The organism is Pseudomonas sp. AK106 (genome assembly GCF_053903055.1).
In genome coordinates this window covers 2,488,655-2,505,406 of record NZ_CP096426.1, presented here as the reverse complement: position 1 = coordinate 2,505,406, position 16,752 = coordinate 2,488,655, and the positions used below count along the sequence as shown (strand labels likewise).

Here is a 16,752-nt window from a genome sequence, read left to right as displayed (position 1 = left end):
AGGCAATTGTTTTCAATTGATGTCAAACAAAATAATCAATCTCGAACAAACTCGACATTTTTTGATACATCACCTGAACTCTTGCTAAACCTACAGGTCTGTAGGTTTAGCAATTTTCACCGCTCACCCCCTGAAACCCCGTAAATACTGGGGTTCGCTCCCCGAGCGAGTGATGAACCTGCGCTGCGAGCCAGCGTTTCGATCATTTCAAACACATGACAAACATTGGAGAAACAACACATGAAACTGCCAGTACTGGGCGCCATCGCCGCACTGACCCTGTCGTTCGCAACTGCAACTATGGCCGCTGATTCCGACACTCAGGAAACTATCTCCGGCGCAGCAGATTCTACCGTCATGACCCAGACGCAAGATGCAAAAGCCGTGAAAAAAGCCACCAAACAGAATCAGGCTGATGAAAACAAGCGTGGCCGTCCGTCCGCTAACACTTCATCTGCGACAAACTAACGCACTGCCGTTCAGTTGCTGTTAAGCAGCATACTGTTATGCACGTTATGTAATTGATCCCCCCGAGGTCTCGTCAGAGGCCTCTCTTATTTGAACCGGTGCTGTGTCCATTCCTCTGTCCCCTATCAATAGCCAGCAACTCACCGCGCACTCGGCCGAAGCGCTGTGTGCCTGGCTGTTGGCCAATGCCGGGCTCAAGACAGGTGATCTGGAACGGGCACAGCGACTGGCCCAGGAATCGGAAGGCAGTTCGCTGACCGAATTGCTGACCCGCTTGGGGCTGGTGTCCGAACTGGACTTGGCCAAGGCGTGGGCCTCAACGCTGCAGGCGCCGCTGCTGCTGGCGGAAAACGTGACGCTGTCCGGCGAGCCGTTGCCAGAGTTGAGCGAACGCTTTCTGCGCCACTATCGCCTGCTGCCCATCGGCGCCCACGCCGATGGCGTGCACGTGCTGGCCGCCAACCCGGGCAATGCCTATGGGCTGGACGCCGTGGCCTACGCCTGCCAGGCGCCGGTGTACGTGTCTGTCGGCGCTGGCAGCGAGGTCGACGGGCTGATCGAGCGTTATTACGGCCAGGGCCGTTCGGCCATGGGCTCGCTGATCGAAACCCTCGACGAACACGACGGCGCCAAAGAAGACATCGAGCACCTCAAGGACCTCGCGTCCGAGGCGCCGGTGATTCGGCTGGTCAACCTGATCCTGCAGCGGGCCGTCGAGCAACGCGCTTCCGACATTCATATCGAGCCCTTCGAGAGCCAGTTGAAAGTGCGCTACCGCATCGACGGCGTCCTCCACGAAGCGGAAGCACCGCCCTCCAGTTCTTCAGCTGCCATTATTTCGCGACTGAAGATCATGGCGCGGCTGGACATTGCCGAGCGGCGCCTTCCCCAGGACGGCCGCATCATGCTGCGCATCCAGGGTAAAGAGCTGGATTTGCGGGTGAGCACGGTGCCCACCAGTTTCGGCGAGTCGGTGGTGATGCGTCTGCTGGATCGGCAGACCGTCAGCTTCGACTTCCCCAGCCTGGGCATGGACGGCGAGCGCCTGCAGAACTTCCTCGACGTGCTGGAAAACCCCCACGGCATCCTGCTGGTCACCGGCCCCACCGGTTCCGGCAAGACCACCACGCTGTACACCGCGCTGTCACGGCTCAACACGGCCGAGCGCAAGATCATCACCGTGGAAGACCCGGTCGAGTATCAGCTCGAGGGCATCAACCAGATTCAGGTCAAGCCGGCCATCGGCCTGGACTTCGCCGGCGCCCTGCGCTCCATCGTCCGGCAAGACCCGGACGTGATCATGATCGGCGAGATGCGTGACCTGGAAACCTGCCGCATCGCCATCCAGTCGTCCCTGACCGGTCACCTGGTGCTCTCGACCCTGCACACCAACAGTGCGGCGGCGAGTATCACGCGGCTGCTGGACATGGGCGTCGAAAGCTACCTGATCGCCTCCACCGTGAAAGGCATTCTGGCCCAGCGGCTGGTGCGCAGGCTCGATCCGCTCACGCGCATCGCCTTCGAAGCACCGCCGGAACTGGTCGCCGAGCACGGCCTGGACCGCTTCACCGATCAGCGTCCCATCACCCTGTATCGCCCCGCCAGCGAATTGCCCGGCGGCGGTTACCACGGCCGCAGCGCCATTACCGAATTGCTGGTGATGAACGAAGAACTGCGCGGCCTGCTGATGCGTCAGGCCGATGCCTCGACCCTGGAACAGGCGGCCCGCCGTGGTGGCCTGCGCACCCTGTATGAAGAAGGCCTGCGCCAGGCGGTGGCCGGCGTGACCTCCCTTGAAGAGGTGCTGCGCGTTACGCGTGGCGACTGACCATGGCCCATTTCAAATACCGCGCCCTGGATGCCGACGGCGTCGCCCAACACGGCACCCTCGAAGCCGCCGATCAGACCGCGGCAACAGCCGTCCTGCACAAGCGCGGGCTGTTGCTGCTCAGCCTTGAGGCCAGTACCAATAGCGGCCTGCGTGCGGCCATGCGCCGGGGCGCCATGAACGGCGCGGCGCTGGTGAGTTTCACTCAGCAACTGGCGACCCTGCTCGGCGCCGGCCAGCCGCTGGAACGCGCCCTGACCATCCTCCTCAAGCAAACCCACGAGCCCAAGCGTCAAGCGCTGCTCGAACGCATTCGCGAACAGGTCAAGGCCGGTAAACCCTTGAGCCAGGCGCTGGAAGAAGAGCACGGCCAGTTTTCCAGCCTGTACATCAGCATGGTCCGCGCAGGTGAAGCCGGCGGCTCTCTGGAAAACACCCTGCGTCAACTCAGCGAGTACCTGGAGCGCAGCCAGATGCTGCGCGGCGAAGTCATCAATGCGCTGATCTACCCGATCTTTCTGGTGGTCGGCGTGCTCGGTTCGCTGGCCCTGCTGCTGGCCTACGTGGTGCCGCAGTTCGTGCCGATCTTTCGTGACTTGGGCGTGCCGATTCCCTTCATAACCCAGGCGATCCTGTGGCTGGGGGAATTCCTCAGCGCTTACGGGTTGCTGCTGCTCGGTGCGATCGTCGGCCTGATCTGGACCGTTGCCGTGCTGCGCCGCGATCCGCAAAGGCGCCAGCGTCATGACCGACGCCTGCTGTTTATAAAAGTCATCGGCCCGCTGTTGCAGCGGATCGAAGCCGCGCGTCTGGCGCGCACCCTCGGCACGCTGCTGAGCAACGGCGTCGCGCTGTTGCAGGCGATGACCATCGTCCGTCAGGTGTGCGGCAACTACGCCTTGCGCGCCCAGGTCGAGCAGGCCACCGAGTGGGTCAAGGGTGGCGGCACGCTGGCCCAGGCATTCGGCGAGCAACCGCTGCTGCCGGAACTGGCCCTGCAGATGATTGAAGTCGGTGAACAGGCCGGCAACCTCGACGGCATGCTGCTCAAGGTTGCCGACGTGTTCGACGTCGAAGCCAAGCGCGGCATCGACCGTCTGCTCGCGGCGCTGGTGCCGAGCCTGACCGTTGTCATGGCGGTGATGGTGGCGGTGATCATGCTCGCCATCATGCTGCCGCTGATGAGCCTTACCAGTAACATTTGAGGAAATACACATGTCCCGATTCAACGCTGCCCAAGGCCGTCGCCAGGGCGGTTTCACCCTGCTGGAAATGCTCGCCGTGATCGTGCTGCTGGGCATTGTCGCCACCATCGTCGTGCGTCAGGTCGGCGGCAACGTCGACAAGGGCAAGTACGGCGCAGGCAAGGCGCAACTCGCCAGCCTCGGCATGAAGGTCGAAAGCTACGGCCTGGACGTCGGCACGCCGCCGGCCAATCTGCAGCAACTGGTGACCAAGCCGGCCAACGCCACTGGCTGGGCCGGCCCGTACGCCAAGCCTTCGGACCTGAAAGATCCGTTCGGCCACGCGTTCGGCTACCGCTACCCGGGCGAGCACGGCAGCTTTGACCTGATCTTCTTTGGTCAGGACGGCCAGCCTGGCGGTGACGGCTACAAGGCCGACATCGGTAACTGGGAATAACATGCGCGCCCTGCCCCGCGCCCGCGGCTTCACCCTGTTCGAATTGCTGGTGGTGATCGTTCTGATCGGCATCAGCGTCGGCCTGGTGAGCTTTGGCGTGGGTCGGGGTTTGCACGCGGCTGGTGAGCGTCGGGCGTTGAGCGAAGTGGTGCAATCCCTGCGCGCGGCGCGGGTGCAGGCGATCGTCAGCGGGCAACCGGCGCAGACACGCTTTGACCTGCGCCACGGGCGCCTTCAGGGCCCGCACCTGAAGCCGGTGCAACTGCCCGACGACATGCGCGTGCAATTGCAGACCGCCGACGGCCTGGGCCCGGCGTTCGAGTTCTACCCCGACGGCGGTTCCAGCGGCGGCCATCTGCTGCTGGCCCGGGGCGACAAACACTGGCGCGTCGACATCAACTGGCTGACCGGCAACGTTCAGTTGCGCACGCTCAATTGACGCGTCAGCGCGGTTTCACATTGCTGGAGATGCTTGCTGCCCTGGCGGTGCTGGCAGTGTGCAGCAGCGTGCTGGTGGTGGCGTTCGGGCAGAGCGCGCGGGCCTTGCAGCAGGCGCAACGCAGCGACCGGCTGAGTCTGGCCGCGCGTTCGCTGATTGATGAGGCCAGCGCCGGCCGCTTGCAGCCGGGTCGCACGGAGGGCAAGTGGAGCGGCGTGACCTGGCAGATGGATGTCAGCGCACTGCCCCGCAGCAATGCACCGGCGACGGCCTGGCGCCTGGACCTTGAGGTGAGCGACGGCGCGCGGCGCGCCCATTACAGCAGCCTGCAAGTGCGCAGCTCAGACTCGGGTGCCGCTCAATGAAACGCAGCGCTCGGGGTTTTACCCTGCTCGAAGTCTTGGTCGTATTGAGCCTGCTCGGCGTGCTGCTGACCATGATCGGCGCGGCGATCACCGGGGCCAATCGCGCCATGAGCAAGGCCGAGCGCTACAGCACGCGGCTCGATGAAATACGGTCGACCCAGAATTTTCTGCGCCACGCCATCGGCCAGGCGCTGCCACTGGCGGCCGGCGGGTCCGAGCCCGGCCAGGCGCCGGTGTTCGAGGGCGATGCCCAGGCCATGAGCTTTTATGGGCCGCTGCCCGCCACATTGGGCGGCGGTTTGTACCGGCACAGCGTGACGCTGGCAGCCGGTCAGCGTCTGCAGATCAGTCTGGAGCGGTTGCGCGGCCAGGCCTTGCTGCCGGCCGAAGAGCCCCAAGTGCTGTTGCACGACGTGCGCTCGCTGCAACTGAGTTATCGCGGCGTGTCGCCCACCGGTGAATCGACTGCATGGCTGGATCACTGGCCTTGGCCGGGGCGCCTGCCGATCAGCGTGCGCATCGACGCGCAACTGGGCGGCCCCGTGCCGTGGCCATTACAGAGCATCAACCTGCGCCTGGACCTGTCCGGCGAGGCGCACACGTTATGAATGAACGTCGGCAAAAAGGCGTCGCATTGCTGCTGGTGTTGTGGGTGCTGGCGTTGCTCAGTACCCTGCTGGCCGGTTTGCTCGGCTGGGTGCATTTGCAGAACCGCCAGGCCCTGTGGCAACGCCAGCACACCCAAGGGGTGCTCGCCGCTGAAGCCGGCATCGGCATGGCGGTGCTGGCGCAGCTGGACCGCGACCCGGTGCGGCACTGGAAAGCCGACAACCAGCCCCATGAATTGCGCTTCGATGACGCCGCGCTGGCGGTGAGCCTGGGCAGCGAGACCGGCAAGCTCGACCTCAACGCGGCACCGGCGGAATCCTTTACCCGCCTGCTGGTGGCGTGCGGCGCGAATCCGGACCTGGCGCGGCAAGTGGCGCAGGGCCTGGAACAGCGTCGTGGCGGTGGCCGGGCGCCGCTGCGGATGGTCGAAGAAGTGCGCGAACTGCCGGGCATCGGCCAGCCGCTGTACCAGTGCGCCAGCCCGCACGTCACGTTATGGAGCGGCCTGAGCGCGCCGGATCCGCGCATGACGTCGCCCTGGCTGCGGCAAGCGCTGGGGCTGCCCCAGGCCGGGCCCGCAACCGAAGACGCAGGACCGGTCATCAGTATTCGAAGCCAGGCGACATTGCCCGGCGGTTACACCACGACGCTCAACGTCACGTTGTTATTGAACCCATCGAAGGAGGGAGCGCGACCGTATCGCGTTCTGCGTTGGCAAGAATGAAGCAATCACTTTTACAGCAACTGGCGCCCTTGCAGGCCCGGGTGCGCAGTCAGTGGCGTGACAGCCCGGCGCAGCACCTGTGGCAGGCGTGGCTGGACGAGTTGCAGGCGATGCTGCCCGCCAGCGTCCGCGCGCGGCTGATGCCCCAGGTGCGGGAGCGGCTGATCGACTGGCCCCTGCCCGAGCACATTGCCCACGAGAGCGGGGAGCGGCTGATCCTGATGCTCCCCGCCGGCATGGTGCTGGCGCAACCGTTGCAACTGCCGCTGGCGGCGCTGCGGGATCTGCACAGCGTGGTCGGCTTCGAGCTGGACAAGTACACGCCCTACCCCCGCGAGCAGATGCATTACGTCGCCCGCGTCACCAGCAAAGGCAAAACCCTGGCGCAGGTGCTGCTGGTGGCGGTGCTGCGCGAGCGTTTGCAGCCGATCATCGACAGCTGCAAGGACCGTGGCCTGTCGCTCTATGCCGTGGATGCGCGCAACGCCAAGGGCGAACGGCTGAATGTCGATCTGCTGCCGGCCGAGCTGAAGCCAGCGACCGCAGGTTCCGCACGCCTGCCGCGCTTCCTTGCCGTGGTCTGTGGCGCCTTGCTGCTGACCTGCATGGTGCTCTGGCTGGATGCGCGTACGGTGCAAGTCGAAGCGATGCAACAGCACGTCGACGAGCAACGCAGCCAGGTGCAAGCCGTACAGAACCTGCGCCGCGAACTGATCAACACCCAAGGCGCCGCGCGCTATCTGGCCCAGCAAAAGGCCGCGCAACCCACCACCTCCAGCGTGCTCGCCGACCTCACCGGTTGCCTGGGCGCTGACACGTGGGTCGAGCAGTTGGAGATTTCCGACGGCGGCAGCGTGTCGATCACCGGCCAGAGCGCCAAGGCCAGTGCCCTCATCAGCCGCATGAAAGACTGCCGCACCCTGACCGACGCGCAGTTCCAGGGGATCATTCAGCCCGATGCGCAGACCGGCAAAGAGCGCTTTTCCCTGCGCGCCCAGCTGCCCAAGGAGGCCGCCGATGCGCCGTGAACTGACCCCGCGCGAACGTCGCGGTGCCGCGCTGATCGCCCTGGCCCTGGTGCTGTGGGCGGGCTGGTGGCTGCTGGTGCAGAGCTGGTTTCTTGATCCGTTGAGCGACCTGCAGGAACAGGCCGAGACCCTGCGCCATCAAGAGCAACGCTATGCCGGCGCACTCGCTCAACGCGGCAGCCTTGAGCAGCAGTTGCAGGCCGCCCGCCGCGACCCGTCGAGCCGCAGCAGTCTGTTGCCCGGCGAAGACCCCAGCGCCGTGGCCGCCGACCTGATGCAACGCAGCCTCGATCTGGTCAAGGCCCACGCCGATCAGGGCCCCGGCTGCCAGGTAACCCAACGCATGCCGATCACCCCCGAGCGCGACAGTGCCGAGCCCTATCGTCAGGTCAAAGTCAGCCTGACCCTCGACTGCGCCATGGAGCCGCTGGTGGGTTTGCTCCACGAGCTGGAATACGGCCAGCCGTTTCTGTTCATCGACAACCTGAGCATTCGCCGGGCCACCTCGGCACCGGCCAGTGGCGGCGCCGGCCGCTTGCAGGTGCATATGCTGTTGCGCGGGTATCTGCAACAGGCCGCGCCGCACAAGGCGCTGCCGTCCAAAGCCCCCGCCGCCGAGCCAGAGACCGACGCCCGGCAGCAGCCTGATCCCGCCGAGCAGGCCGATCTGGATGATCAACCCCAACCACTGACACCGTCCGAGGAGCCTGACGCATGAAGTTCGACTCCCTTACCCTCGCGCTCGGCGCTGTCACGGTCGCCCTCGCCGCCGTTGCCGTCAGCCTGAGCATGGGCGCCGGTCAGGAGATCGACTGGTTGCCGGCCGGCGAAGCCCGTGAAGCGGCACCAACCGCCGGGCCCGCGGCGTTGCCCTCGCTGCCGGCTCAGGCGCTCACGCTGACCTGGCAGCAGTCGATGTTCAGCCCGGACCGCAAGCCTGATCTGGTTACCGGCAAATCCCGGGCCTCGTCCCTGGACGGCATCAGCCTGAGCGGCGTGATCATCGATGGCGCTTCACAGTGGGTGCTGCTGCAACTGCCGCAGAAGCGCCGCCTCAAGCTGGCCGTCGGCAGCACGCTGGACAATGGCTGGACCCTGGATTCGGTCACGCCGCAACACGCCACTTTCAGCCATCAGGGCCAGACCCGCGAACTGCGACTGCCCCTGCTGCGCCTTCCGCCGCCGTCGAAAGTCCCCCCTATTACTCTTCCAAACGTACCCACACCATGAACAATCGCACCCCTGAGTTTTCCCGTCTGCGCAGCCCGTTGTTGTGCCTGGCCACCGCCGTGGCCCTGGCTGGATGCGCGTCCACCCCGGAACGTTTTGAAAACGATCCGGCCCTGATGCAGGAAGCACTCAATGGCACCGGCTCGCAGCGAGGCCCGGTCAGCGATCCGGTCGAAGCGCCGAGTCCGAACAATCCTGGCGCCAGGCCTGCGCCCGCGCGCCAGCAGATCATTCGTGGCAACCAGACCTTCGTGCGCGGTGCCGGTCCGGCCCAGAGTGGCGCGGGTGGAAGAGGCGCGTCGGCGGCGGCTGGTGATATCACCTTCAACTTCGCCAATCAGCCCATCGAAGCGGTGATCAACACCGTGCTGGGGGATTTGCTGCACGAGAACTACAGCATCAATCAGGGAGTGAAAGGCGACGTCAGCTTCTCCACCTCGCAACCGGTGAACAAGCAGCAGGCGCTGTCGATTCTCGAAACGCTGCTGTCGTGGACCGACAACGCGATGATCCGCCAGGGCGACCGTTACGTGATCCTCCCGGCCAACCAGGCCGTGGCCGGCAAGCTGGTGCCGGAGATGCCGGTGGCGCGCCCGGCTACCGGGCTGTCGGCGCGGTTGTTCCCGCTGCACTTTATCTCGGCCACCGAGATGCAGAAGCTGCTCAAACCCTTCGCCCGTGACAACGCGTTCTTGCTGGTCGACCCCGCGCGCAACGTCTTGAGCCTCGCCGGTACGCCGGATGAACTGGCCAACTATCAGGACACCATCGACACCTTCGACGTCGACTGGCTCAAGGGCATGTCCATCGCCGTGTATGGCTTGCAGCGCGCCAGCGTCAGCGAACTGATGCCAGAGCTGCAGAAGATGTTCGGCCCGGACAGCGGCATGCCGTTGGCCGGCATGGTCAAGTTTCTGCCCATCGAGCGGACCAACTCGGTGGTGGCGATTTCTTCCCAGCCGCGTTACCTGAGCGAAGTCGGCGACTGGATTCACACCATCGACGAAGGCGGCGGCAACGAGCCGCAGATGTACGTCTACGACGTGCGCAACATGAAAGCCACGGACCTGGCCAAATACCTGCGGCAGATTTACGGCAACGGCCAGATCAAGGACGACAGCGCGGCCAAGGTCGCGCCGGGGCTGCGCACCCGTTCGCTGTCCTCGCTCAACGGCAGTGGCACCGGCAGCAGCGGCGGATTGAGCGGCAGTGGTCAGGGCCTGAATGGCAGCTCCGGGATGGGCGGTGGCCTGGGCTCGGGCATGGGTGGCGCCAATGGCGGTTTGCAGAACGGCACTCAGCAAGGTGAAGAAGAGCAGGACGGCGAAACCTCCGAGGACAGCGCCGACAGCAGCGGACAGAGCGACAGTTCGGACGCCGCCTCGAGTGGCTCGGGCGCCAGCAAGCGCCTGGACGACAGCACGCGCATCACCGCGCAGCAGAGCAGTAACCAGTTGCTGATCCGCACGCGTCCGGCCCAGTGGGCCGAGATCGAGTCGGCCATCAAGCGACTGGACAACGCGCCGATGCAGGTGCAGATCGAGACGCGGATTCTGGAAGTGAACCTGACCGGCGAGCTGGACCTCGGCGTGCAGTGGTACCTCGGTCGTCTGGCCGGCAATTCCGCCAGCACTACTGTCGCGAACACCGCCGGCAGTCAGGGCGCTCTGGGCGGCGGGGGTGCCGGGCTCGGTGCCACCGATTCGCTGTTCTATTCCTTCGTCAGCAACAACCTGCAGATCGCCCTTCACGCGCTGGAACAGAGTGGCCGCACGCAAGTGCTGTCGGCGCCTTCGCTGGTGGTGATGAACAACCAGCAGGCGCAGATTCAGGTCGGTGACAACATCCCGATCAGCCAGACCACGGTCAACACCTCGACCACCACCGCCACCCTGAGCAGCGTTGAATACGTGCAGACCGGGGTCATCCTCGACGTCGTGCCGCGCATCAATCCGGGCGGTCTGGTGTACATGGACATTCAGCAGCAGGTCAGCGACGCCAACGACACGGCCACTGACGCCAACGGCAACCCACGGATCTCGACGCGTTCGGTGTCGACCCAGGTGGCGGTGCAGAGTGGTCAGACCGTGTTGCTTGGCGGCCTGATCAAACAGGACAACGCCGACACCGTGTCTGCCGTGCCGTACCTGGGCAGCATCCCCGGCCTGCGCTGGCTGTTCGGCAACACCGTCAAGAGCAAGAAACGCACCGAGCTGGTCGTGCTGATCACCCCACGGGTCATCACCAGCAACAGCCAGGCGCGGCAAGTGACCGATGATTATCGTCAGCAACTGCAGTTGATCAAGCCGACGCCGCCGATGAGCACCCGGTAGTTTTGATCGTTCCCGCGCTCCGCGTGGGAATGCCGCCCCGGACGCTCCGCGTCCTTTCGCTGTAGGCTGTTTAAGGTCTGGGGGCGGGATGACGCGGAGCGTCATGGGAGGCATACCCACGCAGAGCGTGGGCACGATCAACCTAAGTCATTGCGCGCTTGGCAATCCAGGGGGCCGTGGTAAAACAGGTTTTCAAACGACCCGCTCACCGCGACCTTAAAGGACCAAGGCCCATGCCCTTCGATCTCCATCACCTTCTGCTGGTGTACGCCGCCTACATCGTCGGCGCGGCGAGTCCGGGGCCGAGCAACATGCGCATTATGGCGGTGGCCATGCACCGGGGGCGGCGCGCTGCGCTGGTGCTGGCGGCAGGCGTGATCAGCGGGTCGTTTTTCTGGGGTGCGATGGCGGCCACCGGCGTTTCCGCCGTACTCACGCAATACGCCAATGCGCTGACGCTGCTGAAAATCCTTGGCGGCGCCTACTTGCTGTTTCTCGCTTTCAAAGCGGCGCGTTCCGCCATGACGTCGAGTGAACAGGTCGAACGCGCAATCGCGGCTACGCCGGATGTTTCGGGCGCGCGCCTTTACCAGCGTGGCCTGCTCATGCACCTGACCAACCCGAAGGCGCTGCTGGGCTGGGTGGCGACGATGACGCTGGGGTTGGGCGCGCATGCAACGCCGCAGACCGTCGCCGTCATCCTCGCCGGTTGCGCGGTGCTCAGCGTTACCATCTTCTGTGGCTACGCTATTGTCTTTTCGACCACGCCGATGATCCGCGCCTATCGCAGGGCGCGGCGCTGGATCGAAGGCACCCTTGCCGCGGTTTATGCTACGGCCGGCGTCAAACTGTTGTGGTCACGCACGTGAAACTCTCGGCCTCGGGCGAAGACCAACACAGTACCCATGACTGGCGGGTTTGAGCCCGAGAGAGCGCACGCAATTGGACAGCAACGACGGTTTGCATTTTCACGACGACGAACTGGCGCAGGCGCGGCGGTTCAACAAGAAGCTGGCCTGGCTGCCGCGGTTTCGTATCCGCAATCGCTTCACGCCCCTTCTGATCCAATCACTGTTGCGCGTTGGCCAGCTCAATGGCGCGGCCAAGCTGGCCCGCCATGGCTTGCACGCTGAAACCACCACGGCGAGTGTCGACGGTCATCGCGTGCCGGTGCGGATCATTCGGCCCAGGGGCAAGGCCAAAGGTGTGGTGCTGGACATTCATGGTGGCGGCTGGGTCATCGGCAATGCGCAGATGAATGACGACCTCAATATGGCGATGGTGCGGGCGTGCGAAGTGGCGGTGGTCTCGGTTGACTATCGGCTCGCTGGCTCAACGCCGGTGGAAGGGCTGATGGAGGATTGCCTCGTCGCCGCGCGCTGGTTGCTGGGTGATGGCTGCCCGGAATTCGCCGGGCTGCCGGTGATCGTCGTCGGCGAATCGGCGGGCGGGCATCTGGCCGGGACGACGCTGCTGCAGCTCCAGGCCTGGCCCGAGTTGTTCAAGCGCGTGTGCGGTGCCCTGCTCTACTACGGCGTGTACGACCTGAGCGGTACGCCGAGCGTGCGCACGGCAGGCCCGGACACGCTGGTGCTGGACGGCCCGGGAATGGTCGAGGCCCTGCGCATGCTCACGCCCGACATCAGCGACGCCCAGCGTCAGGCGCCGCCGCTATCGCCATTGTATGGGGATTTCTCCGGTTTCCCGCCCGCGTTGATGTGGGTCGGCGAGTTGGACCCGCTGCGCGATGACACCCTGCAACTGGCGGATCGCTGGGGCAAGACCGCAGGGGTCGAAGTGCACCTGCTGCCGGAAGCGCCCCATGGCTTCATCCACTTTCCCACCCTGATGGCAGACCGTGTGCTGGAGCATAGCCGCGCCTGGATTCGTCAGCGCATTCAATCTACGGCGGGTTGACCGAATTCGACTGACTGCACGCGGCTCTCTAGTGAGGCTTGGCATTGACGCAGACTTGTGGGACCGGCTTCAGCCGGGAAGGCATCAGCAGCCACAACGCCAATTTGAGGGTGTTCACACCGCCCTCTTCCCGGCTGAAGCCGGTCCTACTAAAGCATCGCGTGCATCTAATGAAAACTGGCCGTGACGCGGACCTGTGCAGACTGTGTGAAAACCTAGCCAACCTGCCTCAGATCTAAGAAAATGCCCCGCATCGAAAGATGCGGGGCATTTTCTTATGGCGTACATCCAGGGCGAATCGCGCAACCAGACCAGCCTGTTTCCGGTTTCAATAGATGAGGTCATTCCCGAAGACCATCTTGTCCGAGTCATTGATGCCTATGTTTCGCGCCTGGATCTCAGGGTTCTGGGGTTCGATAAAGCTATTCCCAAGGGCAACGGACGTCCGCCCTACAACCCCGCCGACCTGCTCAAACTCTACATCTACGGCTACTTCCAGCGCATACGGTCTTCGCGCCGGCTTGAGGCTGAGTGCCAACGCAACATCGAAGTCATGTGGCTGCTCAACCGCCTCGCGCCGGACTTCAAAACCATCGCCGACTTCCGCAAAGATAACGCCACTGCGTTCTCCGCAACGTGCCGCGCGTTTGTTCAGTTCTGCCGTTCGGCAGGCCTGGTAAAAGGTGATCTGGTTGCTATTGATGGCAGCAAATTCAAGGCCGTAGCCTCGGCCCGTCGTCACATCAGCACCAAGCACCTCAAGCGCGATCAGGAAAAACTTGATCGCCGGATAGCGAAATATCTGGAGGATTTGGATAGCGCGGATCGCGACGAAAATGAAGAGGTTGTGGATCGAAGCGCTGTTAAAACGGTGCTGGCAAAACTGACCGCCAAGCGGGACGACAACCTGACCTGCCAGGCACTGATGGACGAGCTGCAAATCACGCAATTCATCAGCACCGAAAGCGATGCGCGGATGATGCGAGCCCCGCAGGGCATGGCCGTTGCCTACAACGTGCAGACCGCAGTCGACGCTGAAAACAGCCTGATCGTGCACCACGAAGTCACTCAGGATAGCGACGATCGCAAGCAACTGGAGCCGATGGCAAAAGCGACTCAGGAAGTGCTGGAACAGCCGAATCTGACCGTCACGGCTGATGCTGGATACTCCAGCGGCAAGCACTTCCAAGCCTGCGACGACGCGGGCATCACAGCGTATGTACCGATCAATCGAACCATCAACAGCAAGGTCGAAGAGCCCTCGTTTTTCCGTCGGGAAGACTTCACCTATGATCGGGAAAATGATCGTTATCAATGCCCGACAGGCCATTTGCTGACGCTGGTTCAGTTGAACAAGGGAAAGCGTTTCTACCGCGCCAGCGCTGGCGCTTGTGGATCCTGCGCCCTTAAAAACCAATGCACCAAGACCAAATACCGCTCGATCACACGTCATGCCTATGAAGATGCATTTGAGCGAATGGCGCTGCGAATGCAGGCCCACCCGGAAATCGTCGAGGCTCGACGAAGCATCGTTGAGCACCCGTTTGGCAACCTCAAACAATGGATTTACGGCAATGGCCGGTTCCTGCTTCGCCAGCTCAAAGGTGCGCGAACGGAAATGGCGCTGGCGGTGAACGCCTACAACCTGAAAAGAGCGATCAACGTGCTGGGTGTGCGCCGAATGATGGAGTTACTGGCCTGAGGAAGGTCTTTTTCTTCTCTGTATAAATGGAAAATGCCCCGAGTTGATCGGGGCATTTTTTTTGGTTAGCTGCTGAGTAGCTGGTTTTCACACGGTCTGTGTGGGACCGGCTTTAGCCGGGAAGGCATCAGCAGCCACACCGCCAATTTGAGGGTGTTCATACCGGCCTCTTCCCGGCTGAAGCCGGTCCCACTAACAGCAATCGCAGGGCCCTCCCGCTAAACCCGATCGAACCCCTCGTGCCGTCTCGGGTCTGCTGATCAATCGCTTTCCCGGAGAACCTTCGATGTCCCCGCATCACACCCTTGTCCTGCTCGCACGAGCGGGATATGCCGCACGCGGCGTTATGTACCTGATCATCGGCATTTTCGCCTTGCTCGCCGCCCGCGATTCGTCACGCCCCAAGGACAGCCACAGCAGCCTCGAAGCCTTGTTCAGCCAGCCCTTCGGTCACTTTCTGGTCGGGCTGGTGGTGGCCGGTCTGCTGGCATTCGCGGCCTGGCGGGTGTTGCAAGCCACTCGCGACGTCGACCATCACGGCAGGGAGTTCAAGGGCCTGGTCATTCGCGGCGGCCTGCTCGCCGGCGGTCTGGTCAACGGTGCGCTGGCGTTCTTTGCCCTGGGCCTGTTGATCGACGGCCTGCGCAGCTCCGGCGGTGGTGGCGGAGGTCAAACCGAAGACCTGCTGGCTTACCTGCTGTCGTGGAAACACTCCAATCTGGTCGTCTACCTGGTTGCGCTGGTGCCGTTCGGCGTCGGCATTGCGCATTTCTTCAAGGGCTGGAAAGCGTCCTTCGAGAAGTATTTCGAGGCCGACGATGAAGTCATGAAATACGTGACCCCGGTGTCCCGCTTCGGCCTGATCGCGCGCGGCGTGGCGTTTGTCGAAATCGGCGTGCTGCTGGCCATCAGCGGCTCGAGCTATCAGGCGATGCACCCGCCCGGGCTGAAAGATGCGCTCAACGCGCTGCAAAACCTGCCGGCCGGTGGCGTGGTGCTGATGGTCATGGCGCTGGGCCTGATCGCGTTTTCGGCGTACAGCTTTGCCGAAGCCGCCTGGCGCCGGATCAACATGGACGTGCCCGGCATGGCCCAGGCCTGAGCCTCTGCGGGATCAGGCGGTTCAGAGCTGCCGCAGATTGACTGATTGCGGAGTCATCGATCCACAGTGATCGGAACCCCAGCCTGTTTTTCCTCGCGCCCTCGCTCCCTAGCATGGCTCCACTCATTACGGTGGAGCTTTCCCCATGCACGACTTGCCCGTTGTTTCGACCCACGTGACGCCCATGTCCTCGGCGTCCCCCTCCTGGCGCGAGTGGCTGTCGGTGTATTCCGTGGCCTTGGGCGCGTTTGCCTTTGTCACTGCCGAATACCTGCCGGTGGGCGTTCTGCCGCAGATCGCCGAAAGCCTTGACGTCACCGATGGGGTGGCGGGGCTGATGGTCACCGTACCGGGCATCATCGCGGCGATCTCCGCGCCAGCGATCATCCTGGGTGCCGGACGCATGAACCGCCGGCATCTGTTGCTGTTGCTCAGCCTGCTACTGGTGCTGTCGAACCTGATCTGCGCGGTGTCACCGTCGCTGCCGATCATGCTGCTGGGTCGCGGGCTATTAGGGATTTCCCTCGGCGGCTTCTGGGCCGTGGCGATTGCGGCGGCCGGGCGTCTGGTCAGCGAGTCGAGGGCGGCTAAAGCCACGGCGCTGATCTTCGCCGGTATCACCCTGGCGACGGTGTTCGGGGTGCCCTTCGGGACTTTCGTCAGCACGGTCTTTTCATGGCGCATGTCCTTCGTCGTCACCGCCGGATTGGGCCTGATCGCTCTGGCAGCGCAGGCCATCACCCTGCCCTCGCTGCCTTCCAGCGAAGGACTCAAAGCCCGTGCGCTGCGGGCATTTCTGTCCCGGGGCACAGCGCGGCGCAGCATGCTTTTGCTCGGAACGGTGGTCGCCGCGCACTTCACCGGCTACACCTACGTCGCGCCGTTTCTCGGCCAGTACGCCGGGTTCTCGCCCAACGCGATTACTGGGGTGCTGCTGGGTTTCGGGCTGGTGGGCATGCTGGCGAACTTCGCCATGGCCGGGACCCTAACCACGCATTTGCGCGCGTCGCTGGGCGCCGTGATTGTGCTGATGGTGCTGGCGCAACTGGCGTTGCCGCATTTGCAAGGCGTCGGCGTGATACTGGCGGTGCTGGTGTGGGGGGTGGCCTATGGCGCGATTCCGCTGGGCGTCAGCAGCTGGATGCAACTGACCTCGCCGCAGTTGCCGGAAGCCAGTTCGGCGATGCTGGTGACCATGTTTCAGGTGGCGATCGCCTCGGGCTCGCTGTTCGGCGGGCTGATGGTCGATCACCAGGGCGTGTCGGCGGCGCTGTGGCTGGGCGCGGGTTTGGGGCTGCTGGGCCTGGCGGTGATGCTCAGCTTCGGTGTCGCCCGGGCGCCTATCGCTCAAGCGTTGCAGCGCTGA

Annotated in this window: 16 protein-coding genes and 1 pseudogene; all 17 read left to right on the top strand. The window is 63.8% G+C overall.

All coding sequences use genetic code 11. The features are described 5' to 3' along the window. Window positions 1-240: 240 nt before the first annotated feature. The 17 genes and pseudogenes from M1E04_RS11305 (at window position 241) to M1E04_RS11225 (ending at window position 16,752) form a co-directional block, all read left to right on the top strand. A complete protein-coding gene (locus tag M1E04_RS11305; protein WP_065989026.1) occupies window positions 241-468 on the top strand; it encodes a hypothetical protein in 228 nt (75 codons plus the stop codon). Window positions 469-577: 109 nt separating this feature from the next. Then, window positions 578-2,296 (top strand): type II secretion system ATPase GspE, encoded by a 1,719-nt coding sequence (gspE, locus tag M1E04_RS11300; RefSeq protein ID WP_065989098.1) that lies wholly within the window; start codon window positions 578-580, stop codon window positions 2,294-2,296. Window positions 2,297-2,298: 2 nt separating this feature from the next. Beyond that, window positions 2,299-3,501: a type II secretion system inner membrane protein GspF gene (gene gspF, locus M1E04_RS11295; RefSeq protein ID WP_192130437.1), complete on the top strand. Its 1,203-nt coding sequence runs from the start codon at window positions 2,299-2,301 to the stop codon at window positions 3,499-3,501. A gap of 10 nt (window positions 3,502-3,511) precedes the next feature. After that, window positions 3,512-3,937: a type II secretion system major pseudopilin GspG gene (gene gspG / locus M1E04_RS11290; protein ID WP_065989019.1), complete on the top strand. Its 426-nt coding sequence runs from the start codon at window positions 3,512-3,514 to the stop codon at window positions 3,935-3,937. A gap of 1 nt (window position 3,938) precedes the next feature. After that, window positions 3,939-4,376, top strand: a complete 438-nt coding sequence (locus M1E04_RS11285; RefSeq protein ID WP_192130436.1) for a GspH/FimT family pseudopilin — start codon at window positions 3,939-3,941, stop codon at window positions 4,374-4,376. Continuing rightward, on the top strand, window positions 4,373-4,741 hold the full coding sequence (locus M1E04_RS11280) for a type II secretion system protein (protein ID WP_456292996.1): 369 nt from the start codon (window positions 4,373-4,375) through the stop codon (window positions 4,739-4,741). Before M1E04_RS11285 ends, M1E04_RS11280 begins: the two co-directional genes overlap by 4 nt. Continuing rightward, entirely contained in the window at window positions 4,738-5,349 is a 612-nt protein-coding gene (locus M1E04_RS11275) for a prepilin-type N-terminal cleavage/methylation domain-containing protein (RefSeq protein WP_456292995.1), read from the top strand. The genes M1E04_RS11280 and M1E04_RS11275 overlap by 4 nt, the downstream gene beginning before the upstream one ends. Next, window positions 5,346-6,074 (top strand): type II secretion system protein GspK, encoded by a 729-nt coding sequence (locus M1E04_RS11270; RefSeq protein ID WP_065989014.1) that lies wholly within the window; start codon window positions 5,346-5,348, stop codon window positions 6,072-6,074. Before M1E04_RS11275 ends, M1E04_RS11270 begins: the two co-directional genes overlap by 4 nt. Continuing rightward, complete coding sequence (locus M1E04_RS11265; RefSeq protein WP_456292994.1) at window positions 6,071-7,102, top strand: PilN domain-containing protein; 1,032 nt, start codon at window positions 6,071-6,073, stop codon at window positions 7,100-7,102. The genes M1E04_RS11270 and M1E04_RS11265 overlap by 4 nt, the downstream gene beginning before the upstream one ends. Then, a pseudogene (gene gspM / locus M1E04_RS11260) lies at window positions 7,092-7,682 on the top strand (type II secretion system protein GspM); the annotation flags it as partial. The gene M1E04_RS11265 and the pseudogene gspM, both read left to right, overlap by 11 nt. Window positions 7,683-7,816: 134 nt before the next feature. Continuing rightward, window positions 7,817-8,332, top strand: coding sequence for a general secretion pathway protein GspN (locus M1E04_RS11255; RefSeq protein WP_192130431.1), 516 nt, complete (start codon window positions 7,817-7,819; stop codon window positions 8,330-8,332). After that, complete coding sequence (gene gspD, locus M1E04_RS11250) at window positions 8,329-10,665, top strand: type II secretion system secretin GspD (RefSeq protein ID WP_065989011.1); 2,337 nt, start codon at window positions 8,329-8,331, stop codon at window positions 10,663-10,665. The genes M1E04_RS11255 and gspD overlap by 4 nt, the downstream gene beginning before the upstream one ends. A gap of 233 nt (window positions 10,666-10,898) precedes the next feature. Continuing rightward, window positions 10,899-11,534 carry a LysE family translocator gene (locus M1E04_RS11245; RefSeq protein ID WP_456292993.1) on the top strand — a complete coding sequence of 212 codons (636 nt, stop codon included), beginning with the start codon at window positions 10,899-10,901 and terminating at the stop codon, window positions 11,532-11,534. 73 nt (window positions 11,535-11,607) lie between these two features. After that, entirely contained in the window at window positions 11,608-12,582 is a 975-nt protein-coding gene (locus M1E04_RS11240) for an alpha/beta hydrolase (RefSeq protein ID WP_456292992.1), read from the top strand. A 277-nt stretch (window positions 12,583-12,859) separates the two neighbouring features. Beyond that, complete coding sequence (locus M1E04_RS11235; RefSeq protein WP_456291445.1) at window positions 12,860-14,284, top strand: IS1182 family transposase; 1,425 nt, start codon at window positions 12,860-12,862, stop codon at window positions 14,282-14,284. A gap of 286 nt (window positions 14,285-14,570) precedes the next feature. Next, complete coding sequence (locus tag M1E04_RS11230) at window positions 14,571-15,386, top strand: DUF1206 domain-containing protein (protein WP_410929015.1); 816 nt, start codon at window positions 14,571-14,573, stop codon at window positions 15,384-15,386. 145 nt (window positions 15,387-15,531) lie between these two features. Then, the gene (locus M1E04_RS11225; protein WP_456292991.1) at window positions 15,532-16,752 is read left to right on the top strand and encodes an MFS transporter; all 1,221 of its coding nucleotides are present in this window, start codon (window positions 15,532-15,534) and stop codon (window positions 16,750-16,752) included.

Bases quoted from the DNA above. Each gene is read 5' to 3' on its own strand.
- M1E04_RS11225 (WP_456292991.1), top strand. From the start codon at position 15,532: ATGCACGACTTGCCCGTTGTTTCGACCCACGTGACGCCCATGTCCTCG.
- M1E04_RS11275 (WP_456292995.1), top strand. From the start codon at position 4,738: ATGAAACGCAGCGCTCGGGGTTTTACCCTGCTCGAAGTCTTGGTCGTA.
- M1E04_RS11235 (WP_456291445.1), top strand. From the start codon at position 12,860: ATGGCGTACATCCAGGGCGAATCGCGCAACCAGACCAGCCTGTTTCCG.
- M1E04_RS11230 (WP_410929015.1), top strand. From the start codon at position 14,571: ATGTCCCCGCATCACACCCTTGTCCTGCTCGCACGAGCGGGATATGCC.
- gspD (WP_065989011.1), top strand. From the start codon at position 8,329: ATGAACAATCGCACCCCTGAGTTTTCCCGTCTGCGCAGCCCGTTGTTG.
- M1E04_RS11305 (WP_065989026.1), top strand. From the start codon at position 241: ATGAAACTGCCAGTACTGGGCGCCATCGCCGCACTGACCCTGTCGTTC.
- M1E04_RS11270 (WP_065989014.1), top strand. From the start codon at position 5,346: ATGAATGAACGTCGGCAAAAAGGCGTCGCATTGCTGCTGGTGTTGTGG.
- M1E04_RS11265 (WP_456292994.1), top strand. From the start codon at position 6,071: ATGAAGCAATCACTTTTACAGCAACTGGCGCCCTTGCAGGCCCGGGTG.
- M1E04_RS11255 (WP_192130431.1), top strand. From the start codon at position 7,817: ATGAAGTTCGACTCCCTTACCCTCGCGCTCGGCGCTGTCACGGTCGCC.
- gspG (WP_065989019.1), top strand. From the start codon at position 3,512: ATGTCCCGATTCAACGCTGCCCAAGGCCGTCGCCAGGGCGGTTTCACC.
- M1E04_RS11285 (WP_192130436.1), top strand. From the start codon at position 3,939: ATGCGCGCCCTGCCCCGCGCCCGCGGCTTCACCCTGTTCGAATTGCTG.
- gspF (WP_192130437.1), top strand. From the start codon at position 2,299: ATGGCCCATTTCAAATACCGCGCCCTGGATGCCGACGGCGTCGCCCAA.
- M1E04_RS11245 (WP_456292993.1), top strand. From the start codon at position 10,899: ATGCCCTTCGATCTCCATCACCTTCTGCTGGTGTACGCCGCCTACATC.